The 25,445-nt window shown below is 34.7% G+C and carries 22 protein-coding genes and 1 pseudogene; all 23 read left to right on the top strand.

Going from position 1 to position 25,445, the window contains the following annotated elements; all coding sequences use genetic code 11:
* Window positions 1-3: 3 nt before the first annotated feature.
* Complete coding sequence (locus DES38_RS03155; RefSeq protein ID WP_110250644.1) at window positions 4-1,233, top strand: glycosyltransferase family 4 protein; 1,230 nt, start codon at window positions 4-6, stop codon at window positions 1,231-1,233.
* A 387-nt stretch (window positions 1,234-1,620) separates the two neighbouring features.
* Window positions 1,621-1,779: pseudogene (locus tag DES38_RS12220) on the top strand (DapH/DapD/GlmU-related protein); the annotation flags it as partial.
* A gap of 43 nt (window positions 1,780-1,822) precedes the next feature.
* Entirely contained in the window at window positions 1,823-3,130 is a 1,308-nt protein-coding gene (locus DES38_RS03145; RefSeq protein WP_110250642.1) for a nucleotide sugar dehydrogenase, read from the top strand.
* A 12-nt stretch (window positions 3,131-3,142) separates the two neighbouring features.
* Window positions 3,143-4,225 (top strand): Gfo/Idh/MocA family protein, encoded by a 1,083-nt coding sequence (locus DES38_RS03140; RefSeq protein ID WP_110250641.1) that lies wholly within the window; start codon window positions 3,143-3,145, stop codon window positions 4,223-4,225.
* Window positions 4,222-4,782: an acyltransferase gene (locus tag DES38_RS03135; RefSeq protein WP_110250640.1), complete on the top strand. Its 561-nt coding sequence runs from the start codon at window positions 4,222-4,224 to the stop codon at window positions 4,780-4,782. The genes DES38_RS03140 and DES38_RS03135 overlap by 4 nt, the downstream gene beginning before the upstream one ends.
* 18 nt (window positions 4,783-4,800) lie before the next feature.
* The gene (locus DES38_RS03130) at window positions 4,801-5,940 is read left to right on the top strand and encodes a DegT/DnrJ/EryC1/StrS family aminotransferase (RefSeq protein WP_110250639.1); all 1,140 of its coding nucleotides are present in this window, start codon (window positions 4,801-4,803) and stop codon (window positions 5,938-5,940) included.
* A 1,421-nt stretch (window positions 5,941-7,361) separates the two neighbouring features.
* Window positions 7,362-8,783, top strand: a complete 1,422-nt coding sequence (locus tag DES38_RS03125; protein ID WP_110250638.1) for a hypothetical protein — start codon at window positions 7,362-7,364, stop codon at window positions 8,781-8,783.
* Between the two features lie 54 nt (window positions 8,784-8,837).
* Window positions 8,838-10,124 carry a flippase gene (locus DES38_RS03120; protein ID WP_110250637.1) on the top strand — a complete coding sequence of 429 codons (1,287 nt, stop codon included), beginning with the start codon at window positions 8,838-8,840 and terminating at the stop codon, window positions 10,122-10,124.
* 31 nt (window positions 10,125-10,155) lie between these two features.
* Entirely contained in the window at window positions 10,156-11,136 is a 981-nt protein-coding gene (locus DES38_RS03115) for an NAD-dependent 4,6-dehydratase LegB (protein ID WP_110250636.1), read from the top strand.
* A gap of 15 nt (window positions 11,137-11,151) precedes the next feature.
* The gene (locus DES38_RS03110) at window positions 11,152-12,324 is read left to right on the top strand and encodes a LegC family aminotransferase (RefSeq protein ID WP_110250635.1); all 1,173 of its coding nucleotides are present in this window, start codon (window positions 11,152-11,154) and stop codon (window positions 12,322-12,324) included.
* Window positions 12,325-12,349: 25 nt separating this feature from the next.
* Window positions 12,350-13,396 (top strand): sugar phosphate nucleotidyltransferase, encoded by a 1,047-nt coding sequence (locus tag DES38_RS03105; protein WP_110250634.1) that lies wholly within the window; start codon window positions 12,350-12,352, stop codon window positions 13,394-13,396.
* A complete protein-coding gene (locus DES38_RS03100; protein ID WP_110250633.1) occupies window positions 13,389-14,033 on the top strand; it encodes an acetyltransferase in 645 nt (214 codons plus the stop codon). The genes DES38_RS03105 and DES38_RS03100 overlap by 8 nt, the downstream gene beginning before the upstream one ends.
* Window positions 14,030-15,025: an N-acetylneuraminate synthase gene (neuB, locus tag DES38_RS03095; protein WP_110250632.1), complete on the top strand. Its 996-nt coding sequence runs from the start codon at window positions 14,030-14,032 to the stop codon at window positions 15,023-15,025. The genes DES38_RS03100 and neuB overlap by 4 nt, the downstream gene beginning before the upstream one ends.
* On the top strand, window positions 15,022-16,191 hold the full coding sequence (neuC, locus tag DES38_RS03090; protein WP_110250631.1) for a UDP-N-acetylglucosamine 2-epimerase: 1,170 nt from the start codon (window positions 15,022-15,024) through the stop codon (window positions 16,189-16,191). The genes neuB and neuC overlap by 4 nt, the downstream gene beginning before the upstream one ends.
* Window positions 16,191-16,886 (top strand): acylneuraminate cytidylyltransferase family protein, encoded by a 696-nt coding sequence (locus tag DES38_RS03085; RefSeq protein WP_110250630.1) that lies wholly within the window; start codon window positions 16,191-16,193, stop codon window positions 16,884-16,886. Before neuC ends, DES38_RS03085 begins: the two co-directional genes overlap by 1 nt.
* Before the next feature lie 458 nt (window positions 16,887-17,344).
* Window positions 17,345-18,628 (top strand): hypothetical protein, encoded by a 1,284-nt coding sequence (locus DES38_RS03080; RefSeq protein WP_146206348.1) that lies wholly within the window; start codon window positions 17,345-17,347, stop codon window positions 18,626-18,628.
* A gap of 18 nt (window positions 18,629-18,646) precedes the next feature.
* Window positions 18,647-19,279: a hypothetical protein gene (locus DES38_RS03075; RefSeq protein WP_110250628.1), complete on the top strand. Its 633-nt coding sequence runs from the start codon at window positions 18,647-18,649 to the stop codon at window positions 19,277-19,279.
* A 26-nt stretch (window positions 19,280-19,305) separates the two neighbouring features.
* Window positions 19,306-21,123, top strand: a complete 1,818-nt coding sequence (locus tag DES38_RS03070) for a KAP family P-loop NTPase fold protein (RefSeq protein WP_245881947.1) — start codon at window positions 19,306-19,308, stop codon at window positions 21,121-21,123.
* Between the two features lie 2 nt (window positions 21,124-21,125).
* Complete coding sequence (gene qatB, locus DES38_RS03065; RefSeq protein WP_110250626.1) at window positions 21,126-21,935, top strand: Qat anti-phage system associated protein QatB; 810 nt, start codon at window positions 21,126-21,128, stop codon at window positions 21,933-21,935.
* Between the two features lie 26 nt (window positions 21,936-21,961).
* Entirely contained in the window at window positions 21,962-23,251 is a 1,290-nt protein-coding gene (gene qatC, locus DES38_RS03060; RefSeq protein ID WP_110250625.1) for a Qat anti-phage system QueC-like protein QatC, read from the top strand.
* Window positions 23,238-23,960: a Qat anti-phage system TatD family nuclease QatD gene (gene qatD / locus DES38_RS03055; RefSeq protein ID WP_110250624.1), complete on the top strand. Its 723-nt coding sequence runs from the start codon at window positions 23,238-23,240 to the stop codon at window positions 23,958-23,960. The genes qatC and qatD overlap by 14 nt, the downstream gene beginning before the upstream one ends.
* A gap of 59 nt (window positions 23,961-24,019) precedes the next feature.
* Window positions 24,020-24,736: a hypothetical protein gene (locus tag DES38_RS03050; protein ID WP_110250623.1), complete on the top strand. Its 717-nt coding sequence runs from the start codon at window positions 24,020-24,022 to the stop codon at window positions 24,734-24,736.
* A gap of 150 nt (window positions 24,737-24,886) precedes the next feature.
* Window positions 24,887-25,285 (top strand): helix-turn-helix domain-containing protein, encoded by a 399-nt coding sequence (locus DES38_RS03045; protein WP_170114318.1) that lies wholly within the window; start codon window positions 24,887-24,889, stop codon window positions 25,283-25,285.
* Window positions 25,286-25,445: the final 160 nt, after the last annotated feature.

The following is a 25,445-nucleotide window of genomic DNA, read 5'->3' as shown; positions in this document are numbered from 1 at the left end:
AAAGTGAAAAAAATATTATATGTGGCTCCACTAGTGGCGGGGTTCCAAGACATTTTAGAAGGTAGTATTGAGAGTAAAGGATTACCGTCATTTATTTTACCACTCAAAAAATTACAGGAGTCTAAAGAATATACAGTTGATATTGTCTTGGTTTCAAAATTTAACAATGAGTTCAATATTAAAGTGGATTGGATAAACAAGGAAAATATAGTTGCTAATATTAATAATGATTTATCTACTAAAAATTATATTCTTAAAGTTATTAGGAAAGCGAAATCGTCTTTCCAAGTAATTAACAGTCTTTTAAAGTTAACAAAAAAGAATAAGTATGAAGTTATTTACTGTCATGGCAAAGCTGCTGTTTGGGGTAACTTTATCTCTATAATTAGAAGAATACCATGTGCTTACAGAGTTTATGGAACTGTTTCAGTGTATGAAGATTTAAAAAAATACGGAAAATTGATAGGATCAGTAAAGCATCCGATATATACATTAATATTTAAGTTGCCAAAGAAGTTCTTGATGATAACAGATGATGGAAGTCAGGGTGATAAAGTATATGAGCTTATGAAACCGAAAACCCACAGATACCCATTTTACTTTTTATTGAACGGGGTAGATCATCAATCAATTGAAGAAATTGATTCAAGCTTCATTCTTAAAGATGTGAAGTACCTTTTCCATGCTGGAAGAATCGACCCGATAAAAAGACAGGATAGAAACATTGAAATACTCAAAGTGTTGAAAGATAAAGGATACGACTTAAAACTATATCTTTCAGGACATTTTGATGAGGAATCAGATTATTATAAGCACCTAGTTCAATTAATAAAAAAATTCAATTTAGAAGATCGTGTAAAATTTTTAGGACCAATAGATAGGGATAAATTAAAAGCTTACTCTTATTATTCAGTGTGTACATTGTTAATGGGGGATATCTCTAATACAGGGAATGTTTTTTATGAAGTCTTTTCGACGGGTTCAATTGTTGTTGGTTTGGATGGCATAGGTTTACGAAAATTTATCGAAAATAATAAAAATGGTTATCTTGTTAATGATAATAATGATGCCGTATTTTCTATAGAAAAGTTATTAAATGCTAGTAATGAAGAATTAAATGCAGTTAGAAGTGGAGCAATTAGGGAGTCGAGAATAAAATTAGAAAATTGGGATAAGAGAGTTAACAAGGAAATTGATTTACTAACACAAGGTGATAGCGTAATAAGTGAATAAAACTTTACTAATTTGAAAGGGACTATTATGAAAATGAAAATCAGAGTAATAATTGGTCAGCTATTATATAAAATGGTTGCAACTCACTTACCGCAGAGCTACTCAAAATTTAATAAGATATCTCATTATTTAAGATCTTTATCAGCAAAACTCATTTTTAATAGTTGTGGTAAAAATGTAGCTGTAGGAAGAAAAGCAATAATTAGTAGAAATATTTCTATCGGGAATTGTTCAGGTATAGGGGAAAAATCTGAAGTTCTTGGAACATGTAAAATAGGTGATAACGTGCTTATGGGCCCGGAATGTATAATCTATACAAAAAATCATAATTACATGGCAAAAGATGAATTAATAATTAATCAGGGTGTTACTGATGAAATGCCCGTGACTATTGGAAATGACGTGTGGACAGGCAGAAGGGTTATAATCCTACCAGGTGTGACTATTGGAAATGGAGCTGTGATTGCTGCTGGAAGTGTTGTTACAAAAGATGTTCCTCCATATACCTTAGTGGGAGGAAATCCTTCGATAATAATAAAAGAAAGATGCTGATTCAGTCATAAAATAAAGAATTGAAAGGAAATTATATATGAATACAATAAAAAAGAAGTTGATAGACAAAACTGCGACATTAGGTGTCGTGGGATTAGGTTATGTGGGGCTACCATTAGCTGTAGAAAAAGCAAAGGCGGGATTTAAGACAATAGGGTTTGATGTACAAGAATCTAAAGTTGAAATGGTTAATTCTGGAAATAACTATATTGGCGATGTTGTCAATGATGATTTGAAAGAAATTGTAAAATCAGGATTGTTATCAGCAACGACTAACTTTGCACAGGTAGCATCTGCTGACTGTGTATGCATCTGTGTACCTACCCCGCTCGATGAACATCAACAACCTGACATTAGTTATTTAAAAGAATCTGCTAAAAGCATTGTTCCATTCATGCATAGAGATATGTTGATAGTTCTTGAGTCAACTACGTATCCAGGAACAACAGAAGAATTATTAAAATCAATTCTTGAAGAATCAGGACTAAAATGCGGAAAAGATTTCCATCTGGCATTCTCGCCTGAAAGGGTAGATCCAGGTAACCTTATATATAAAACAAAGAATACGCCAAAAGTAGTGGGGGGAATAACACCAGAATGTACAGATGTAGCTGCTGCGATGTATGAAGCTATTTTAGAAGCACCTATCCATAAAGTATCTTCACCTGCAGTAGCTGAAATGGAGAAAATTCTTGAAAACACTTATAGAAATATAAACATTGGACTTGTAAATGAATTAGCTATTCTAAGTAATAAAATGGGGATTAATTTTTGGGAAGTTGTTGATGCGGCAAAATCAAAACCTTATGGATTCCAAGCATTTTATCCAGGTCCGGGTCTTGGAGGACACTGTATTCCATTAGATCCATACTATTTATCATGGAAAGCTAGAGAGTATGGTTTTCACACATCTATGATTGAATCATCGATGATGGTAAATGATAGAATGCCAGAATATTGTGCTGAAAGAGCAAGTAAGATTCTAAACAGGTTTAAAAAAGCGATGAACGGAGCTAAAGTTTTAATTCTAGGTGTTGCTTATAAGCAAGATATTGAAGATTATAGAGAAAGTCCTGCCATTCGTGTAATTGAAGAGCTTGAAAAAGAAGGAACAGAAGTTGTTTACTACGATTCCTATGTTTCTGAATATCGAGAGCATGGTGTTGTTAAAAAGGGTGAACCTGAACTCACTGCAGAACTGATTAAAAGCGCTGATCTTATTATAGTAACAACAGCACATACTAATGTAGATTATAGTTTTGTTCAAAACCATGCGAAAGCTATCTTTGATACAAAGAATGCGATGAAGCATGTAGAAGCGCGCGAAAATATTGAGTTGTTATAAGGAGGGCTTACGATGAGTTTAAAATATGCAATTATTGGTTGCGGAAGAATTTCACCGAATCATATAGCAGCTGCATTGGAAAATAATTTGGATATTGTAGCGTTATGTGATATTGAAGAATCAAAAATGGATAATACAATTCAAGAATTCAATCTTTCTAAAAACATAAAAAAATATATAGATTATAAAGAAATGCTTCAAAATGAAAAGCCTGAACTGGTGGCGATATGCACTGAAAGTGGTAAACATGGTCAGATTGCATTAGATTGCATTGATGCAAGTGCTAATCTTATCATAGAAAAACCAATTACTCTTTCTCTTGAAGAAGCTGATATGATAATAGAGAAAGCCAATGAGAAGAATATCAAGGTGAGTGCATGCCATCAAAACAGATTTAATAAATCAGTCCAAAAGATAAGAAAAACTGTTGAAGCTGATCGCTTTGGAAGACTCATGCATGGCACAGCACATATTAGATGGAATAGAGGAGAAGATTATTACACACAAGCCACTTGGAGAGGTACATGGGAGCAAGATGGTGGTGCTCTTATGAATCAGTGCATCCACAACATTGATTTATTAAGATGGATGATGGGTGATGAAGTCACTGAAGTTGTAGGAATGATAGATAATTTAATACATGGGTTCATCGATGTTGAAGATTTGGGCATAGCATTAGTTAAGTTTGCCAACGGAAGCTATGGTATTATTGAGGGTACAACAAATATTTATCCTAAGAACCTTGAAGAGACTTTATATATCTTTGGTGAAAAAGGAACAGTGAAGGCTGGAGGAAAATCTGTAAATCTGATTGAAGAATGGCAATTTGCAGATAACCTTGATGACGCTGAAGAAGTTAAAGAGAAGTATCATGAGAATCCACCAAATGTTTATGGGTTTGGTCACATGCCCTTGTATACAGATGTAATCAATGCTGTAAAGAATGATAAAGAGCCTTATGTGACAGCTTCTGATGGTAGAAATGCGCTTGAGCTGGTCCTTGCGATTTATAAATCTGCAGCAGAAGGAAAAAGTGTGAAATTGCCACTTAATAAATGTAGTACATTAGATTTTAAAGGAAGGTTTGACAGATGAACCACTTCGTTCATGAAAGCAGTTATATAGATGAGAATGTATCCATAGGTAAAGGTACAAAAATATGGCATTTCTGTCATGTCCATAAGGGTGCTCAGATCGGTGAGAAGTGTTCTTTGGGGCAGAACGTAAATGTGTCAAATAATGTAAAAATCGGCAATGGTGTCAAGATTCAAAATAATGTAACCGTATTTGAAGGTGTTGAGCTTGAGGATTATGTATTTTGTGGTCCTTCAATGGTTTTCACTAATGATTTAACACCTAGAAGCAAATACCCGAAAGGTCCTGCTGGTTATAAGAGAACTCTAGTTAAGTACGGAGCTTCTATTGGCGCCAATGCAACCATCGTATGTGGAAACACTATTGGAGAATGGGCGATGATTGCTTCAGGAGCGGTAGTGACAAAAGATGTTCCAGCCTATGCATTAATGGCAGGTGTTCCTACAAAACAATTAGGATGGGTTTGTAAATGTGGAAAACCCCTAAAAGATAATTTTAAGTGTGGTGAATGTGGGAGAGAGTACATATTAGAAAATAACGAATTGAAAGAAAAGTAATTATAGGGAGTGTTGACTATGGAGTTTAGAGACTTAAAAGCTCAATATGATAAATGGAAGAATGAGATTGATTCAGCTATTCAAAAAGTTATAAATACTACCACCTTTATTGGTGGTAAAGAAGTGAACACCTTAGAACAAAGGCTAGCTGAATATGTAGGGGTTAAGAACTGTATAAGTTGTGCAAATGGTACTGAAGCAATGACGCTCCTCATGATGGCTTGGGATATAAAAGAAGGGGACGCTGTATTTGTTCCTGATTTTACATTCTTCTCTTCAGGTGAAATTGTATCTTTTAGAGGTGCTACACCAATATTTGTTGATGTTGACAAATATACATTTAATATTGACACCATTAAACTTGAAAAAGCTATTAAAAAAGTAATTGATGAAGACAAGCTTACACCAAGGGTAATTATTCCAGTAGACTTATTTGGACTTCCAGCTGATCATATTGAAGTAGAAAGAATCGCAAAGAAATATAATCTAAAAGTTCTAGAGGACGCAGCTCAAGGATTCGGAGGAAGCATCAACGGAAGGAAAGCTTGTAACTTTGGTGATGCTGCAACGACATCATTCTTTCCTGCAAAACCATTAGGATGTTTCGGAGATGGTGGTGCTATTTTTACAAATGACGATAAGTTAGCCGAACTACTTAATTCGTTGAAGGTTCATGGCAAAGGGGTTAATAAATACGATAATGTTAGGATAGGTGTTAATTCTAGACTTGATGCAATCCAAGCTTCTGTACTTAATGTGAAGCTGACTGCATTCATTGAACATGAACTTGAGGATGTAAATAGGGTATACAGACTTTATAATGAGAAACTTGAAGGTATTGTAGAAATACCAGTTATTCCAGAAGGATATGTATCGAGCTTTGCCCAGTATACGATAAAGTTAAAGAATAAAGAAGAAAGAGATGGTTTACAAGTTAATTTAAAAGAAAAAGGAATTCCATGCATGGCCTATTACACTAAGCCAATGCATAGGCAAAGCGCTTTTTCAGAGTATGAATACGATAATAATGACTTTGAAATGACTAATAAGCTTTGTGAAACGGTGTTGTCTTTACCAATGCATCCGTATTTATTTGAAGCTGATGTAAATAAAGTAGTTACTGAAATAAAAAACTATTTATTGATGAAAGCAAGGTGATCAAAACAAATGAAAAAATTAGTAATCGTGGGGTGGGGTTTTATCGGTAACAATGCTGTGGTGGAACTTATTAATAAAAGCCATTAAGTAATTATTGCTGATAATTTTATCAACTCAAATTTTGAAGTGCTGAACAGACTTCATCAAATAAAAGGTATCAAACCAACTTTTTGTCTACAATGGTACTTATCAAAATGTGTGAAGTACAGAGTGAATAAGTTTGTAATCAGCTCATCTGCAATAATTTATGATGATTAACCATCCCCAAAAAAGAAGATATGGAGTGGAATAATTCAACTAATTATTGAGGAGAGACAAATGCTATGTGTAAGAAACTATTAACTGACACAGCAAATGTTAATAATAGCTTTAGAGTTGATTTTCTAAGATATTTCAAACAAGTGGGACCTAAAAAAGTGGTTTATTCAGAGAGGATTCAAATGAAGTGCTCAACAATCAGCTAGCTTATAGCAAAAAGTGAGTTATAGAAGGTTAATGTATTTGTTAATGATTATGGGACAACTCATGGAACTGGTGTTAGAGATTAAATTTATGTGATTGATTTTGCAGAAGGGGATGTAAAGGCTATAGCGAATATTTCAGGAGGTGCAAACATGTATAATTGATCTGTTGTAAAATGAAATGCATAATACCATTAGATACTAAAAAAGTTTTATAGGAGCGCTATACTTATGAGCACTCTACATGACTTAAACATCATTCTACCTTAGTAAAACGCACTTTTAAACATTAACAGATATCAACCGGGGGCGACTTCAGTAATGTTCTTGCTGCTGTTTGTGAACATGGCAAGCATCCCTTTAGCGGATGGAGTAATTTCTGATTTCTTCCTTATAATAGCACCATCCACGCTTATAGCGTACCATGGTCAAAATCTGTTTAGTTCTCAATGGTTTGGGAGTCCATATTTAACAAATGAGAACTAATAAGAGACACTTGTGCCAAGAGTACGCCTTGAGGAGGCGGCTATTAATGCATAAGAATCAAAGATCAGTATCGGTCAAATTATTATAAGTACAACTCTTTGAATGTATTGGAATATCTTTCAAGAAGATTTATGCATCTGACTTTGCAATTCAGAAACATATATGGTTTAGGAATTGAAGAAGGGGCTTATGTGTTAGAAATTTTAAAAACCTTTATAAAAAGTTAATGGTATGAATATCCCGTATGAGATAGTGAAAAGATACACAGTGGATGTCGCGACCTGTTTTCTGAGTCTAAGTAAAGTAGAGCGATAGCTTGGCTAGAGAAACAAGTTATCTATTGAAGACAAGGTTAGTGACGCTTGGTGATTTGAAATAAATGGATAATGAAATAAGAATATTTGCTGTTTAAGGGCTGAAGAATAAATATTAAAAGTAACAATCTTGGTTTTACATTTTTCAGGAGGATTGAAAATGAATAGAAGATATAACCTAAAGGAGATATATAGCTTCTTTGAAAAAGTAGAATTCGACTACGGATTAATTGATTACAAGATTGATAATGTATATTTTTGGAAGTTAATTCGAATTAGTATTTGGAGCACTATTAATAATAAAGTTGGTTTAATGGGGATTGCACATCCTCCTAGAAAAGAAGCTTTTATCGAAAAATTAATTAATAGAGCAAAAAAAGAATTTAATATTTACCGATATAATGCAAAAAAAACGAAAGACCAAAAAGATATATTGATTTTCAAAAGCCCAAGGAAAACTTTTTTGGAAGGAGAAATTTCAGATTATTATACGCACTATATAAGAAAAACTATAAAATCATCCAATAAAAGAGTTTTAAACTTAGATTTGGATACATTTCACAGACAATACTCCCCCCCCTCATATGCTGTTGCTTTACCTTCTATATTTAGCAGAAGATACTGTAGATGGTTTATGAATATAAGATTTACGGAGAGTGATGTATTATTACTGAATGAAATTGAAAAGCGAATAGAGTATAAGTTTAATATTAAGTTAAACATTAAGGAATTAATTAGAGTTCAGATCTTCTACTATAGATATAATTACAAATATTATTGGAACTTATATAAAAAAATAAAACCTAAAAAAATCATATTAGTATGTTCTTATGGGAATGAAGCATTAATTTCTGCAGCGCAGGACCTAGGAATTGAAGTTTATGAAGTTCAACATGGAACAATATCTAAATATCATTTAGGATATAGTTTTACTAGTAATAAAAAAGTACCTTATTTTCCGGATTATTTAATGATATATGGTGATTATTGGTTTGATAGTACACCGATTCCTTTATCAAGCGAAAAAATATTGAATATTGGTTTTCCATACCTAACTCAACAATTAGAACATTATAAGGATAATGAAAAAATAAAAAACTCAGTTATTTTTATTTCTCAAGGGACAATCGGTAAAGAGTTATCTGAAATAGCATTTGAATTCGCTAAAAAAAATACCTGTTATAATGTTACATATAAATTGCACCCGAGTGAATTTAATGATTGGAGAGCTATATATCCAAGGCTGAATGAGGGTATGAAACTTAGTAACTTTAAAATTGTCGATGATAATAAAATTAACTTGTATCAGCTTCTGTCAGAGTCAGAATATCAAGTTGGTGTATACTCAACAGCTTTATATGAAGGGTTAATACTAAATGCAAAAACAATATTAGTAAGCTTGCCAGGAGTAGAAAATTTGGAGTATTTATTAGATGAAAAAATTGTTATGATTGCGAATACGGCTGATGAACTAAAAGATAGTATATCCAATTATAAAACTAAGCCTTTCAATAAAATCTATTTCTTTAGCGATGCGAATAATCATGACAAGATTCTACAGACTCATTTTTTTAATAAGTAAAATATTTATATAAAGAAATTAATACCTGTTTATATTAATCGAAAGTGTGATGTAATGGAACGTATAAAAAACAGCATATTAAAATCTAATTTGTTTAAAACAGCTGGGATCTATACAATGACGAGTGTAATTAATAGTGCTATTCCATTTTTTTTACTCCCTGTATTGACAAGATACCTTTCACCAGTTGATTATGGTATTGTATCGATGTTTGGTATGCTTGTAAGTTTTATAGCCCCATTTACGGGTTTAAGTGTTCATGGGGCTATAGCAAGAATGTACTATGAAAAGGATACAGTTGACATAAAAGAATATATTACTAATAGCATATATATTTTAATAAGTAGCACTTTATTAGTTGCAGTAATCTTTTTTATGTTCTCAAGCGCAATCGCAAATGTTTCCTCGGTACCTATTCAAGTGTTATGGATGGTAATAGTAGTTTCGTTTGCCCAATTTATTACTAAAATTGTTTTAACATTATGGCAAGTACAGGTTAAGTCTATACAATATGGAGTTTATCAAATATCTCAAACAGCATTGAATATGTTGCTAAGTATAGTTTTGGTGGTATTTGTAGACTTAACATGGAGTGGTCGAGTTTATGCACAAGTAGTTTCTCTTATGATATTTGTGTTAATTAGTTTTTTTATATTAATAAAAAACAATTGGTTGAAATTTTCTTATAACAAAACTTATATAAAACACGCTTTAGGATTTGGAGTACCGTTAATACCACACGCTCTTGGAGGAGTATTAATGACCATGACAGACAGAATATTCATAACCAATATGGTTGGGATTGAGACAACGGGTGTTTATACAGTTGGATATCAAATAGGTATGATTATTAATCTATTAGCGACATCATTCAATCAAGCTTATGTTCCATGGTTATATTCTAAGCTAAAAGAAAACATTATGGCAACCAAAAAAAGAGTTGTTAAATTCACTTATTTATATTTCATTATTATTTTGCTGATGTCTGTGGTGCTGTCCTTAATTGCTCCATCGTTTTTGAGCTTTTTCGTGGGTAGAGAATTCGGGAATTCTAGTATATATGTAACCTGGATAGCTTTAGGTTATGCTTTTAATGGAATGTATTTTATGATTGGAAGCTACATATTTTATGCTGAAAAAACGTCATATCTTGCTTGGGTTACTTTTACAGCAGCGGTATTAAATATTGGGTTAAACTATGTTTTAATTAGCAAATATGGAGCCATCGGTGCGGCTATGGCAACTACATTAATATATTTCATAAAATTCATTCTGACATGGATATTATCTTCCAAGGCATACAAAATGCCATGGAATATTTTAAAAGACCTAAAGAAATAAAATATGAGCATACAACTAAAGGAGGATAAAAATGAGCGAAATTTTAGTAACAGGAGCAGATGGCTTCATCGGAAGTCATTTGACAGAAGAGTTAGTAAAGCAGGGACACAAAGTAAAAGCTTTTGTATATTATAATTCATTTAATTCTTGGGGATGGTTAGATACTCTTCCTAAAGATATCATGAAAGAAATAGAAGTATTTGCTGGAGATGTAAGAGATCCAAATGGCGTGAGAGAAGCAATGAAAGGCATGGACGAGGTGTTTCATCTTGCTGCACTGATTGCTATCCCTTTCAGTTACCATTCGCCAGATACGTATGTGGATACGAATATTAAAGGTACGCTTAATGTTCTGCAAGCTGCAAGAGATTTAGATACATCAAGGCTTTTAATCACATCAACATCAGAAGTATATGGCACTGCTCAATATGTACCGATAGATGAAAACCACCCGTATCAAGGACAATCCCCTTACTCTGCAACAAAAATTGGTGCGGATCGTTTGGCGGAGTCTTTCTATCGCAGCTTTAATATGCCTATCACAATTGTTCGCCCATTTAATACTTATGGACCAAGACAATCAGCGAGAGCAGTTATTCCAACAATTATTACACAGCTTCTTGCTGGAAAAGTAGAAATTGACCTTGGCTCGTTAACCCCTACTAGAGATTTTAATTATGTAAAAGATACTGCTAATGGATTTATTGAAATTGCAAAATCAAACAACACTATCGGTGAAGAAATAAATATCGCAACACAGCAAGAAATTTCAATCGGTCAACTTGCTGAAGAATTGATTAGACAGATCAATCCAAATGCGAAGATTATTTGTGATGAGCAAAGATTACGACCTGAGAAGAGTGAAGTGAATAGACTTTTAGGATCTAATGAGAAAATCAAAAGACTGACCGATTGGAAGCCTAATCATACCTTTGAACAAGGTCTAGCAGAAACAATTGAGTTCTTCAAGCATAACTTAGATCAGTATAAGACAGATATTTACAATATTTAATTTGGAGGTGCTAAAATGAGCCGGAAATTCATACCTCTATCCGTTCCCAACTTAAAAGGAAAAGAGCTTGAGTATATAACACATGCGGTTGAAACAGAATGGGTATCAACAGGTGGTCCATATGTAAATGATTTTGAATTGAAAGTAGCAGAGTATACTAAGTGCAAAGGTGCTGTTTCCTGTCAAAATGGTACATCAGGGCTTCATATTGCACTTGAAGTTTGTGGGGTTACAAAAGAAGATGAAGTCATTGTCCCAACACTAACGTTCATCGCGGCAGTAAATCCAGTAAAGTATGTCGGTGCAGAACCTGTTTTTATGGACTGTGATGATTCACTTACTATGGATGTTGACAAGCTAAAATACTTCTGTGAAACAGAATGTAGTTTTACTAATGGTAAACTCATCAATAATGTGACTGAAAAGCATATCAAAGCAATGATTGTCGTACACGTTTTTGGAAACATGGCTGATATGGAGAGGATTATTGAAATCGCCAATAAGTATAATTTAAAAGTGATTGAAGATGCAACAGAAGCGATGGGTACTTATTATATCGAAGGGAAATATAAAGGTAAACACGCCGGAACGATTGGTGATATGGGGGTTTATTCATTTAACGGAAATAAAATTATGACCACAGGCGGTGGTGGGATGATTGTTTCAGATAATGAAGAACTTTTAGGAAGGGCAAAGCATCTTACAACCCAAGCGAAAAGTGATGAGCTTTACTATACCCACGATGAAATTGGCTATAATTACCGCATGACAAACCTTCAGGCGGCATTAGGTCTTGCACAACTAGAAAAACTAGAAGACTTTATCAAGGTGAAGAAAGATAATTATGATTTCTATAAAGATGAAATACAAAAGATTTCAGGACTGGAAATTTTAGCTTTCAAGGATACTATTCGTCCAAATTATTGGTTTTATGCATTATATGTAGAACAAGGATACGCATTAAATAGAGATCAAATCATCAAATATCTAGCATCTAAAAAGATCCAGGCAAGACCGATATGGGGATTGATCAGTGACCAAAAGCCTTATGAGGGAAGTCAAACGCACAAGATTGATAAAGCAGGGCAGTATTTGGAAAAGGTAGTTAATATCCCATGCAGCTCCAATCTTTCTAGAGAAGACGTTGCTTATGTTATTGAATGTTTAAAACAACCAGAGGTGATATGAATCACTTTTGAAAAGGGGTGCGGAAATGGAAGTTTTAGAATTTTTAATAGACGAAGAAGCAACAATGCTCGAGGCAATGCAACAACTGGACAAAGTTGCTAAGAAAGTACTTTTTGTCACTCGGGATGGGCACTTTGTTGCAGCCATCACAGACGGTGATATTAGAAGGTGGATCCTAAAGAAAGGAAATCTGGATGCTAAAGTTAAGAAGATGGCAAACTATCATCCGAAATTTCTGTTAGAGGAAGAGAAAACCAAAGCAAAAGATTTTATGAAAAAACATTCTGTTGAAGCTCTTCCAATACTTGACGAAGAGAAAAACATTCTTTCTGTTGTGTTATGGAATGATGAAGAAGTCGAACCACAAAGAACTTTAGATGTACCAGTTGTTATTATGGCAGGAGGCCTTGGTACACGTCTTTATCCATACACAAAAATACTGCCTAAACCTCTCATTCCTATTGGTGAAATTCCAATTGCTGAGCATATCATTAACCGTTTTAATCGACATGGAAGCGATCAATTTTATTTTGTTGTCAATCACAAGAAGAATATGATAAAAGCCTATTTTAATGAAGTTGAAAAAGCATACAAGGTCGATTATGTAGATGAAGATAAGCCGTTAGGTACAGGTGGAGGGTTGAGCCTCCTTAAAGGAAAGATCAACTCAACATTCATTTTATCTAATTGTGATATTCTGATCGAAGAGGATTATGAAAAAATATATAATTACCATAAGAAAGAAAATAATTTAATCACAATGGTCTGTTCACTAAAGAACATTAAAATACCATATGGTGTTATTGAAATTAGTGAAACAGGCGAAATAGAAAGTATGAAGGAAAAACCAGAACTATCATTTTTCACAAATACAGGGATGTACATTGTAGAGCCTAAGATTATTGAAGAGCTAGAGGATGATAAGTCAATTGGCTTTCCGGATATCATTGAACAATATAAAGTTAAAGGTGAGAAAATCGGTATTTATCCAATAAGTGAGAATAGTTGGATGGACATGGGACAGATTGATGAAATGGAAGAGATGCGCAGAAAGTTAGAGAGAGATGAATAAAAGAATACTCTTAATTGGTGGCGGAGGCCATTGCAAATCAGTATTGGATAGTCTTCTTGAGCTAAATGAATATGCAGAAATCGGGATTGTCAATAAGAGAGAGAATGTTGGTAAGTCAGTGATGGGGGTTCCTGTAGTGGGATGTGATGATGATCTACCGACTTTATTTAGAGATGGTTATAGACATGCTTTTGTCACAGTGGGAAGTATCGGAATTCCAACGCTTCGTATAAATCTTTTCAATCTACTCAGTGAAATTGGTTATGAGATCCCGGTCATCATTGATAATTCGGCTAAAGTCAGTAATCATGCGATAATTGAACAAGGTGTGTTTATTGGGAAACAGAGTATAGTCAATGCTGGAGCTCTAATTCAAAGAGGAGCCATCATAAATTCAAGATCTATTGTGGAACACGACTGTCAGATAGGTGCCTTTTCCCACATTGCTCCAGGAGCTGTTTTAGGTGGAGAAGTGATCGTTGGAGAGCATGCTCACGTTGGCTCAAATGCTACCATTAAACAACAAATTCACATCGGATCAAATTCGATTATTGGTATGGGCAGTGTCGTCTTGCGAAACATTGATTCAAATACCATGGCTTACGGAAATCCATGCAGGGAGGTGAAGAAACTATGAGTGTATTCGTTATTGCAGAAGCTGGTGTAAATCATAATGGAAGTTTGGAGCTGGCAAAAGAATTAGTCGATGCTGCTAAAGATGCAGGGGCTGATTGCGTAAAGTTTCAAACTTTTGTTTCTAAAAATATTGTTTCAAAAAATGCAGTAAAAGCTGAATATCAAAAGCAGCAAACTGAGCCGGAAGAATCCCAACAGGATATGCTTAAGAAGCTCGAACTCTCCTTTGACGAGTTTGTCGAACTGAATGAATACTGTAAAAGTAAAAGTATTGAATTTATGTCCACTGCTTTTGATTTTGATAGCATAGATTTTTTAGATAGTTTAGAAATGGGCACGTGGAAAATTCCTTCAGGGGACATCACCAACCTTCCTTATCTAATCAAGATTGCTAAACTAAATAAACCTGTGATACTCTCCACAGGTATGAGCACCATGGAAGACATAAGAAGTGCTATTAAAGCGTTAAAAGAAAATGGAGCGGCGGAACTTACAGTTCTTCATTGTACGACAGAGTACCCGACACCATTTGAAGATGTAAATTTAAGAGCTATGAATACAATAAAAGAAGAGTTTGACGTAAAGGTGGGTTATTCGGACCACACTAAAGGCATAGAGGTTCCCATTGCCGCGGTTGCTTTAGGTACTACAGTCATAGAGAAGCATTTTACCTTAGATAGAAATATGGAAGGGCCAGATCATAAAGCAAGCTTAGAACCTAATGAGCTTAAAGCTATGGTTGACTCCATAAGACATATTGAATTGTCACTAGGTAATGGAATGAAACAGCCAGCCAAATCAGAGAAGAAGAACATGGCTGTTGCGCGTAAGAGTATTATTGCAAGTAAAGACATCAAAGCAGGTGAAATTTTTACTGATAATAACCTTACAGTAAAAAGGCCAGGGGATGGTATAAGTCCTATGAGATGGTTTGATGTTATAGGAAAATATGCACCGAGAGATTTTGAAGAAGATGAGTTGATAGAGTTATGAAGAAAATAATCAGTATTCTAACAGCAACAAGAGCCGAATATGGTTTGCTAAAACCAATAATCTCAAAACTTAATAAAGTTGAGGAATTCGATGTAAGAATCGTAGCAACTGGAGCACATCTTTCACCTGAATTCGGTTTGACTTATCAAGAAATTGAAAAGGATGGTTTTGTTATTGATGAGAAAATCGAGATCCTATTAAGCTCAGATACGCCATCGTCTATTTCCAAATCGATGGGTCTTGCGATGATTAGCTTTGCTGATTATTTCGAGAAGCTAAATCCCGATTTGTTGATTGTTCTTGGTGATCGATATGAAACTCTGGCTGTAGCAACTACAGCAATGAATCAGAGAATTCCCATAGCTCATCTCTATGGTGGAGAAACCACAGAAGGTGCCATCGATGAGTCTATTCGTCATGCGATTACAAAACTGAGTTATCTTCATTTTACAAGTACAAATGAGTACCGAAATAGAGTTATTCAATTAGGTGAGCATCCAGAGCGTGTGTACAACGTTGGAGCCATTGGTATTGAAAACATCTTAAATGAAAAATTTCTGCAAAAAGAAGAATTAGAGAATGAACTTAATATGAGTTTATCAAAACCATATGCGGTGGTTACATTCCATCCAGTAACACTTGAAAACAACAGCTCTGAGAAGCAAATTGAATCGCTTCTCGAAGTCTGCAAAGAATATAAGAACATAGATTTTATCTTCACTAAAGCAAATGCAGATGCTGAGGGCCGCGTTATAAATCAATTTATTGATCGATATGCGAGAGAAAATGAAAATATCTTTGCATATACTTCTCTTGGTATGAAGCGATACTTAAGTGCACTTAAACACTGTAAAGTAGTTGTTGGTAATTCCTCCAGTGGATTGTTAGAAGCGCCAAGCTTTGGCATTCCTACAGTCAACATTGGAGACCGACAAAAGGGAAGGCTACAAGCAGGTAGTGTCATTAACTGTGAACCAACGCAGGGAAGCATACATCAAGCCTTGGATTTGGCCTTAAGTGATAAGTTTGCACAGGAGGCTAAGAAAACCATAAATCCATACGGTGAAGGAGATACATCTAACAAGGTAGTTGAAGTAATAAAAGAATATGTGATTAAAAATAAAATAGACCTTAAGAAAAAGTTTTATGATTGCGAGGTGGGGTAATGGGAAATCTGGCAATCATACCTGCACGATCAGGATCTAAAGGGCTTAAGGACAAAAACATTAAGCTCTTGAATGGCAAACCTTTGTTAGCTTATACCATTGAAGCTGCAAGAGAATCGGGTTTGTTTGATGAAATCATGGTTTCCACCGATTCACAAGAATATGCTGATATTGCAAAGCAATGGGGTGCTAATGTACCTTTCTTGAGGAGTAATGAATTATCAAATGATACTGCTTCTTCATGGGATGCAGTCAAAGAAGTTATTGAAAGGTACAAGAATTTAGGAACTGAGTTTGATACAGTTGCTTTGTTACAGCCGACTTCGCCACTTAGAACTTCGAATGATATTATTGAAGGATATAAGGTGCTGAAAGAAAAGGCTGCAAATTTGGTTGTCGGAGTTTGCGAAATGGATCATTCCCCATTATGGTCTAACACTTTACCTGAAAACCTTTCGATGGAAAACTTCATTAGACCAGATGTTGTAGAAATGCCAAGACAGAGTATTCCGATTTACTATCGGATTAATGGCGCTTTGTATATCGTGAAAGTTGACTATCTAATGAGAACACCCGATATCTATGGGGACAGAAGCTTTGCTTCAGTTATGAAGAAAGAGAATTCTATTGATATCGACGATCAAATGGATTTTACAATTGCAGAGGTATTAATTTCTGAACGTATCAGGAAGTGATATTTAGTTCGTGTTAGCTAGTTTGATCAAGCATCACCTCTCCCCAATTCCCCCCACTCCCCAAGAAACTTTTCCACCACATAAGTAAATTTTGGGAATCTTATATGAGGCGTTAGAACTAACATTAGTTGATTAGGGTGATGGAGAGATGAGCAGGTATACAGAATAAACAGATGGGCAAATAGGCTGGTATCAAGATCGGTAGTGACGATGATATTCCAGATATGCCATGATTACTTTGACATCCAGATAAGCTTGATCAGTTTGATACCAAGATAGGCTGTGATGGTAAACATCCCAGATAAGCAGTGATAGATTGACATTCTAGATCGGTAGTGATTCTGGTTGAGCAGTTTGACACCATGATTAGCAGTGAAAGAGGACGGGCATTTTTAGTTGCAGAGATGTCCGTTTTTTAAGAAGATGAGTTTACAGAATATTTTGTTGATGGCTATGATATGGGAGGTGGAGTTGTGTGTATCTATTGTGATTCAAAGGATTTGACTGATTCAGATATAATTCCATATGCGATAACAGAAGCCAAATTAATAAAGAGATTTGTCTGTTCTAAGCACAACTCTCACACGAACAATGAATTTGAGAAAAAAGTCATAAAAAAATTAGATGTATTTAGAAAAAATATGGGACTAAAAACTCGAGATGGCAATGAGATAAAAATTAAAATTAAGATGGTTTTAGATGAAGATGAATTTGATATCGTATACAGCGATTATTCATTCTTACATGAGAAACAACAATTCTTTAAAGATGGTAAAATCATTTTTCAGCCCGGGACTAAGAAACCTGTAAAAGGACTGAATGAACTTTATAAATTTTACCCTAAATATAAAGATATTGTCCCGGGATTTATTACAAGACATAATCCATTTGAACTCTTTGGCTCAGAGGAGATGTTCAGGACAATTTCAAAAATTGCATACGAATGGCATTGTTATAAAAATAATATTGATAGTTGTCATGACAGGTATAAAGAAATAATTGATTATATTGTTGACGGTAAAGAACGGTCAAAATGCAAAGTGGAATTAGTAGATGACGCTTTTATTTATAATGCTATAGGTGATGTAATGTTAGAAGTGGGCACTAACGCTATTTATGAATATGTCGATAATAATGGTCAGTGTGTAGTAGTATTTTTTCTTTGGAATGTTATAGCCTATAAAGTGATTATTGGGACGGGCTTCCAGCCAACGGTCTCATTTAGCTTTCTAAATGACATTGAACTATATAACATTGATGGGAGTAGAGTAGAAAACACCTTCGGCGTATATTCGCTCGAAAATACCTACCAAGTTAACTCAATTGAATTCACTGCTGGTTATAAAAGAATTGGAAAAGCTATTGAAAGCAGACTAAATAAAGCACTGGGGACTTTGATTTTATCTCCTAAAAATCTCAGAAAACTCATGAAACAATTTTCCAAAGACTTTACAGCATACAAAAGCCAACATAAGAACTTACTTCAACTAATAGAATACGGATGCAAAAATCGTATTGTTCTTATTTGGATTTTAATACTGTTAGGAGAAAACGAGGATTCCTTCAATTCAGGTGAAAATTTCAATTCAAATCTATTTCGTATCATAGGAGAAGAAACGATTAGTGTTAATGAGGAAAAATTCCATGCGTATTTAGACAAGATTGGAAAGTTAGCAGAGGAAAATGAGTTAATTTCAAAGATTGATAAAGGAATGAGTATTGTTGATATCTCGGTAATATAGAAAGGAGGCCTCGACCTAATGGACACAAAATCAACCTTCAAAGGTACTATAATTTCAATCCAACCCCGCATACGTCTAACCAGGTCCTTCGACGAAGCCTCCCATACATATCTTGGTTATGCCATCACTTTAGAGGGAGAGATCGATACTCAACACACAACTTTCTCCATCGGCATCGGTAAAGCAGCTCATGCCAAGCATCAATTCAAAGTGAACGATGTGATCTCCGGAGAATGCGTTCCAGTGCCGGATCCTGACACCGAGCCTACCGAGTATTACAAAGTATCCAAGCTTAAACTCATCACCCGAAGCGCTACCATCACTAACACCTCATCTCCCTGGGAACTGGTGCCGCCGGAGCTGGAAGTTTACAGAGAAAGAGGACACCGCAGACTGGCAGCCAGGACATATGAGGTTTTCTGTAGTAGCTGCATGTGGGGAGCTAGGATGCCTGTTGAGATTATTGTAGATAACTGGAACCCTAGAGGGCGGAAGAAGTATAGATTTGAAACTTTTTGTTATGGTCCGTTAAACTGTAAATTGTATAAGGCTGGACCTAACCGGAAGGTAGAAGGCCGGAACGGGATGGTCTACGTTGAGGAAGATTGGGTTGATGCTATGAATGTGGAGCATCGAGGAGAAGATGAGTAGGACTTTTCAAATGCACTGGGGGTGTAATGATGTGGAGAGATAGTGAAACAGAACTTGATTATCTAGACTTTGATTATCTAATTGAAACTGTGAGCAATATTATCAAAAATGATGACTTATTACCTTCTACTATAGGAGTTTATGGTGATTGGGGAAGCGGAAAATCCAGCTTGATTAACATGAGCATTGCTTCATTGAAAGACAATAAGGATACTGAGTGTATATATTTCAATGGATGGCTATTTGAAGATTATGAAGACGCAAAAACTGCCTTGTTGGGAAATATTCTAGACACTATAGAGCGTAACAGGACTTTAGGTGACAATGCAAAAAAATGTATTGCTGGTTTGTATAAAAGCATAGATAAAATGAAGCTAGTGAAAAATGCAATTAGACTTGGAGGAGCATTTCTAACAGGGGGATCAAGCGTTGTAACTGAATTTGCCATTTCTAATGCCTTAGATAACATGTTACCTTCAAAGGACGGCATAATCAAAGAAGATTTGATGGAAGCTATTAAATCTGAGTTGACGGATAAAGAGCTTCGTGAAGATATCAACTCATTCAGAGATAATTTTGATAAGTTACTAAAAGAGACCCAAATAGATAGGTTAGTTGTTTTTATTGATGAACTTGATCGATGCAGTCCGGATACAATATTAGACACATTAGAGGCAATCCGACTGTTCCTATATGTAGGAAGAACTGTATTCATTATTGGTGCAGATGAAAGACATATTTCTTATGCTGTTCAAACCAAGTTTAAAGAAATCGAAGGAACCGGTATTGACATAGGTAAAGAATATTTAGAAAAAATTGTACAGTATCCGGTAAGAATACCAAGGTTAAGTACCCGGGAAGTAGAACTTTACATATCACTACTTTTTATGGAGAAAGATTTGTCAAAAGAGGAATTTAAAAAGACTATTGAATTTATTGATGATAAGAAGACTAAGAATTTTTTTGATTTTCAACTTGATTATGGACTGATAAAAGGCTTTGATGAAGATATTGCAGATAAAGTAAAATTGAGTCTAGAGATATCAAAACAACTATCTTCAGTATTAGCTAATGGTTTAAATGGAAATCCCAGACACTGCAAGCGATTTTTGAATTCTATGGAAATGCGACTTAACATGGCTCAATACAAAACAATTGAATTGGATCGAAAAATCTTAGCAAAAATTATGATGCTCGAGTATTTCAAACCAAGAATGTTTGCAGAATTAGTAAGTGCACCAGTAGATCTGACTGGTAAAATAATAGAATTATCAACACTTGAAAACAAAGAAAGTGAATCTTTGGAAAAATTAGCTTCATGGAAAGATGATGAATGGGTAAATTCTTGGTTAGAGATGCAACCTGCAATTGGTGAAGAGGATTTACGACCGTATTTCTATTTCGCAAGGACTACACTAGATAATCGATATGAGATGTCTAAGATGAAATTAAGTAAGATTGCTAATGATGTATTAAGAAATTTGACAGCTGGGACGGATTCAGGAATACGCAGTGCTTGTGATAAAGCAAAGGAAGTAAATGAGTATGAAGCTGCTTTGATCATTGAACATCTAATATCACGAATTACCAGCTCAAGTGATATATCGGATATCCAATTAAGATCATTGTTAGAATGGGGAGCGCTTAAAAAGGAAGTGCATACAGAAATTATTAACGGATTAGATGCCGTTAGTGGGACTAGGATAAAACCATCACATATACCAAGAGTAATGAACTTTGGAAAAGAAATCAATCAAACACAAAAAGTTGATGAAATTTTTGATAGTTGGATTAAGAACAATCAAGCTCTAAAGACTTTTATTGATGCAGAAAGGGGGAATTAATTATGGGTACTTCAAGTATTTTTGATGGACCAGTAAAATCATTGCTACCTAGTGATTATGACGATATCGATGATAACTATTCCCCAGAGGACGCCGACTCACCTGAAGATAATGATGAGGAAAAGCCACAAGGAACTCCTTATAGATGGAAAGATGCAAAAGATGCGATGACAAGGTATGTAAAAGGCACCTCATCTAACAGAGGTAAAGTCATGAGTAGATATGTTGGAGCATCTGGTGGTTCAAGGCAGCTTTCCAGATCTTCAACTTCAGGAAAAAGTGCAGCAATCAATCTAGGTAGGGTTATTCAAGGTTTTAGAGAGAATGGTGTTGAAAATACGCTACAATCGTTACAGATTGATTTTGTTGGAAGGAGCGCAAAAGAAGTTTTATCAGAACTTGTGAATGTTATCTCTGGCAATGCAGACACAAAGGAAGACATTGCAGCAAGGGGGGCTTCGGGTGAAGCTATTTCTGAGCTTTATAATATAGTCCTCGAAAACAATGAGGATATAGAATCATTAAGGAAGATAGACGAACCCACATTCAGTAAAGTTATTGAAGTCTTTATGAGTGAATACATCTTTAGACGAGTAATGAGTGATTTACAAAGCCGCTTTGAGAAGTATGAAAGTAATCCAAAAGAGGCAGTCAAGAAAGAACAGGAGCTTAAAAATTATATAAAAGTAAAAGTAGAGCTGAGAATGCGAGAAATGAAGCCAGAAAGTAAAGATTATCGCTCAAGTAGTATTAACAAAGAAATGAATAAATTGTTCCAGACATGTTTTAAAGCTTTCGAAGACTACGTATAAAACCAAGTATAAGGGGGTGTGCTAGATTGATTAATATTGTTTATAAATTTTCAAATTCTGAAGAGTATAGTGTCGAAGGTAACAGTATTACATGTAGTTTCGAAGATTATAGGTATACTTTTTGGAAGAGTAAATTAGAATTGCTGCCAGAATTCCCTTCAAATGAAGCTATAGATCTATTGGTAATATCATTAGCTGTATATGGGGCGGATAGAATAATCAAAAGAAAAGATTCATTTAATGCCTGGAAAAGAAGTATTCATTTGCACCTACCAGTGCTTAATTCAGATTTATTAGAAGAAAATGTGGAGTTGTTGAAACGTACGATTAATTTCCTTACAGGGGATAGTTGGGAATTTACATTCAGAGATAGAGAATTGACACTAGAGGAAAGAAAGATAAGAGACCAGATGAGGCAAACGAGAATTGATAAACTTGACATCAATAAACTGTGTATGTTTTCAGGAGGTCTTGATTCGTTTATAGGTGCTATTGATTTATTGGAAGATGAAAGTAAGGATACTATTTTTGTCAGTCATTATGGCGGAGGAAAAGGTACAATAGAATATCAAGAAGCTTTAAGAGAAGAGTTGATTAAGGAGTATTCCTTATCTAAGGACAATTTTTATTCTTTCTTTGCTGCTCCCAATGGTGGAAAAGAAGAAACAATGAGATCTCGGTCTTTTATGTTTTTCAGTCATGCAATTGCGTTAGCTGCCTGTTTTAAGAAAAGACTAGAATTAATTATACCGGAAAACGGATATATTTCATTGAACATACCACTAACTTATTCTCGAACTGGAACTAGCAGTACAAGAACAACCCATCCACATTATATGGAATTGTTTCAAGATTTATTAAATAATTTAGGTTTAGAGATCACTTTATATAATCCATATCAATTCAAAACAAAAGGTGAAATGGTTACGGAGTGCAAAAATAAAGATTTTTTAGCTGGGAATATTATAAATACAATGTCATGTTCTCATCCCGATGTAGGGAGAATGCGAGGAAAAAGTGAGACCCAACATTGTGGAAGGTGTTTGCCATGTATTATAAGAAGAGCAGCAATTAATTCTGCTGGAATCGATGATAGGACATCTTATTATGATGAGGATTTTTCATCAGGGAAAACAGCTAGAAAAAACTTGAACTCATATTTGCTTGGCCTTGAGAAGTTTGATTCTGAGAGAGCATACCTCGATATTCAAATGTCTGGACCTTTAAATTCAAATCTTGAACAATATGAATCAATTTTTAAGCGAGGTATTGCTGAACTAAAGGAAGTGCTGAAAGATTATCATGAGAATACTTAAATATGACACACATACGCATCTTGATCTATATGATGACTTTGAAACGAAACTCAAGTATATTGAGAAAAATGAGATTTATACCATAGTGATGACAAATGTTCCAAAACTTTATAAAAAGTATAAAGACAAATACCCGAATTTAAAATTTACTAGATTCTCGCTGGGTTTACATCCAGAACTAGTGATTCAATACGGTAATCAACTTAAATTGTTTTTGGACTATTTACCTGAAAGCAAATACATAGGCGAAATAGGCCTAGACTATTCAAAAGGTATAATTGTAGATCAGAAACAAACTTTTGAAAGAATTATAGAATCTTGCAATACTTTTGAAGATAAAATTATTAGTATCCATAGTAGAAAGGCCACAGATAGTGTTATTGATATTGTTGGAGAAAGCAAGAATAAGATAATTCTTCATTGGTTTACTGGAAGTAAGAAAGAACTAGAACGCGCTATAGATAAAGGATATTATTTTTCAGTCAATAGTGATATGTTAGTTACAAAAAAAGGCACAGCACTTATTTCAGAAATTCCCTCAAATAAATTATTGATTGAGAGTGATTCTCCATTTACAAAACAAACGAGAAATAACTTTACTGTAGACTATTTTGATGATTTTTATATGAATGCATCTAAAATACTGGGTAAAACTGTAGATGAGGTTGAGTTGCTGTTTAGTGAAAATTTCAGGACTCTACTTAAATAGAATAACTGAAATAAGGAATACTTAGGAAAAGACTAGTCATTTTAATTGGTGGTGAAGCTATGAGAGCGCAGTTGTATTTAGATAATCGAATACGAAAAATGCTCAAAGAACCATTTGAGACCTTTGCAAAGACTTATAATGAAAGAGTTATACCGATATTTTCCTCATTAGAGGAAGAGTCACAGGCTATTGCTGATGAGAAATATGAGGATCTTGGAAGGTATTTTAATCCTGAGAGCGATGATCCTGCAGACTATGCAGAGATGGCATGGGAAGCAGGACTCGAACATTATGAGAGTATGTCACTCATGCAGTACAATATGAGATTAATGTGGATCTCAACCCTATATCAATTCTGGGAACAGCAAGTTAGAAAATTTGTCTTTGAAGAAGTGACGAGGACTCATAAATTTATCGATAAGAAGGGTAATGACGTTGATTTTGCAGGCTTCTGCACCCGTGGAATCGATGATATAAAAGAAGAGTTCAATGAGTTTGGACAAGACTTAGAGAAGCTCAATTCCTGGTCTAAGATTGAAGAACTAAGACTACTGGCTAATGTAATTAAACATGGAGACGGATGGTCTGCTACAAAGTTAAAACAACTGAGGCCGAACTTCTTTGATTCAGGAGGCATTTCAACTGATTTACTTGACTTGTACAAGACAACGCTTGGAGAACGAGTGCTAAATATCGATGACAGTGAGTATGAGACTTATTGTGATGCTATTACTCAATTTTGGGATGAACTTCCTGATGTGTTGTACTCGAAATAAAAATTTACGCAAATTTGTGAAATGGGTATTGACCACAACATTTTTTGTAGTAGAATTACGCTATAAGGTGAAATATGAGTAAATGATAAAAGATGAACGAGAGAATATTATTTTCAACAGTTCACCTCAGAATGAAAGGAGGTGCAAATCGTGAGAGAAAAGTATATTAGGTTTGGAGATTTCATTAAGAAGAAGAGACAAGAACATCCAGATGAACTAACACTAAAAGAAGTTTCTAAAATGCTCGGAATATCTCTTTCATTTCTAAGCGATGTTGAAAATAACAGAAGGAAGCCCTTTGATAAGGACAAGATGGAACTGTTTGCAGAACTATTTGATCTCGATGATGAAGAAAAAGCAATGATGTATGACCTTGCAGCTAGAGATCGCGGTGAGGTGCCATCGGATATTGAAGATATCATGATGTATGGTGAAATAGGGGATATGGCGAGACTCGCCTTAAGGCAATCTAACGCAGGAAAGATAAGTGAGGATGATTGGAAACAGTTTATAAGAGATATAGAAAAGAAAAATAATACTAGTGAATGAAAAGAGTAAAACATATTTTATAATGGGCAATGGATAATTTAAGAGAAGATCAATTAGAAATGAAAGGTCTGTTGTAAAATGAAATGCATAATCCCATTAGATATTAAAAAAGCCATGTAAATGCGCTATACTTATGAGTGACTAAACAAATAAGTTAGGA

Source organism: Streptohalobacillus salinus, assembly GCF_003201605.1.
Taxonomy (GTDB): Bacteria; Bacillota; Bacilli; order Bacillales; family Amphibacillaceae; genus Streptohalobacillus; species Streptohalobacillus salinus.
The sequence above is the reverse complement of the archived record's forward strand: the minus strand, read 5'-3'. Positions and strand labels throughout refer to the sequence as shown.

What these genes read in the sequence shown, in the direction of transcription:
- DES38_RS03135 (WP_110250640.1), top strand. Translation starts at nt 4,222, where the DNA reads ATGAACCACTTCGTTCATGAAAGCAGTTATATAGATGAGAATGTATCC.
- DES38_RS03145 (WP_110250642.1), top strand. Translation starts at nt 1,823, where the DNA reads ATGAATACAATAAAAAAGAAGTTGATAGACAAAACTGCGACATTAGGT.
- DES38_RS03130 (WP_110250639.1), top strand. Translation starts at nt 4,801, where the DNA reads ATGGAGTTTAGAGACTTAAAAGCTCAATATGATAAATGGAAGAATGAG.
- DES38_RS03110 (WP_110250635.1), top strand. Translation starts at nt 11,152, where the DNA reads ATGAGCCGGAAATTCATACCTCTATCCGTTCCCAACTTAAAAGGAAAA.
- DES38_RS03105 (WP_110250634.1), top strand. Translation starts at nt 12,350, where the DNA reads ATGGAAGTTTTAGAATTTTTAATAGACGAAGAAGCAACAATGCTCGAG.
- DES38_RS03100 (WP_110250633.1), top strand. Translation starts at nt 13,389, where the DNA reads ATGAATAAAAGAATACTCTTAATTGGTGGCGGAGGCCATTGCAAATCA.
- DES38_RS03125 (WP_110250638.1), top strand. Translation starts at nt 7,362, where the DNA reads ATGAATAGAAGATATAACCTAAAGGAGATATATAGCTTCTTTGAAAAA.
- DES38_RS03140 (WP_110250641.1), top strand. Translation starts at nt 3,143, where the DNA reads ATGAGTTTAAAATATGCAATTATTGGTTGCGGAAGAATTTCACCGAAT.
- DES38_RS03085 (WP_110250630.1), top strand. Translation starts at nt 16,191, where the DNA reads ATGGGAAATCTGGCAATCATACCTGCACGATCAGGATCTAAAGGGCTT.
- DES38_RS03080 (WP_146206348.1), top strand. Translation starts at nt 17,345, where the DNA reads ATGGGAGGTGGAGTTGTGTGTATCTATTGTGATTCAAAGGATTTGACT.
- DES38_RS03115 (WP_110250636.1), top strand. Translation starts at nt 10,156, where the DNA reads ATGAGCGAAATTTTAGTAACAGGAGCAGATGGCTTCATCGGAAGTCAT.
- DES38_RS03120 (WP_110250637.1), top strand. Translation starts at nt 8,838, where the DNA reads ATGGAACGTATAAAAAACAGCATATTAAAATCTAATTTGTTTAAAACA.
- DES38_RS03070 (WP_245881947.1), top strand. Translation starts at nt 19,306, where the DNA reads ATGATGTGGAGAGATAGTGAAACAGAACTTGATTATCTAGACTTTGAT.
- DES38_RS03075 (WP_110250628.1), top strand. Translation starts at nt 18,647, where the DNA reads ATGGACACAAAATCAACCTTCAAAGGTACTATAATTTCAATCCAACCC.
- DES38_RS03050 (WP_110250623.1), top strand. Translation starts at nt 24,020, where the DNA reads ATGAGAGCGCAGTTGTATTTAGATAATCGAATACGAAAAATGCTCAAA.
- neuC (WP_110250631.1), top strand. Translation starts at nt 15,022, where the DNA reads ATGAAGAAAATAATCAGTATTCTAACAGCAACAAGAGCCGAATATGGT.
- qatB (WP_110250626.1), top strand. Translation starts at nt 21,126, where the DNA reads ATGGGTACTTCAAGTATTTTTGATGGACCAGTAAAATCATTGCTACCT.
- neuB (WP_110250632.1), top strand. Translation starts at nt 14,030, where the DNA reads ATGAGTGTATTCGTTATTGCAGAAGCTGGTGTAAATCATAATGGAAGT.
- qatD (WP_110250624.1), top strand. Translation starts at nt 23,238, where the DNA reads ATGAGAATACTTAAATATGACACACATACGCATCTTGATCTATATGAT.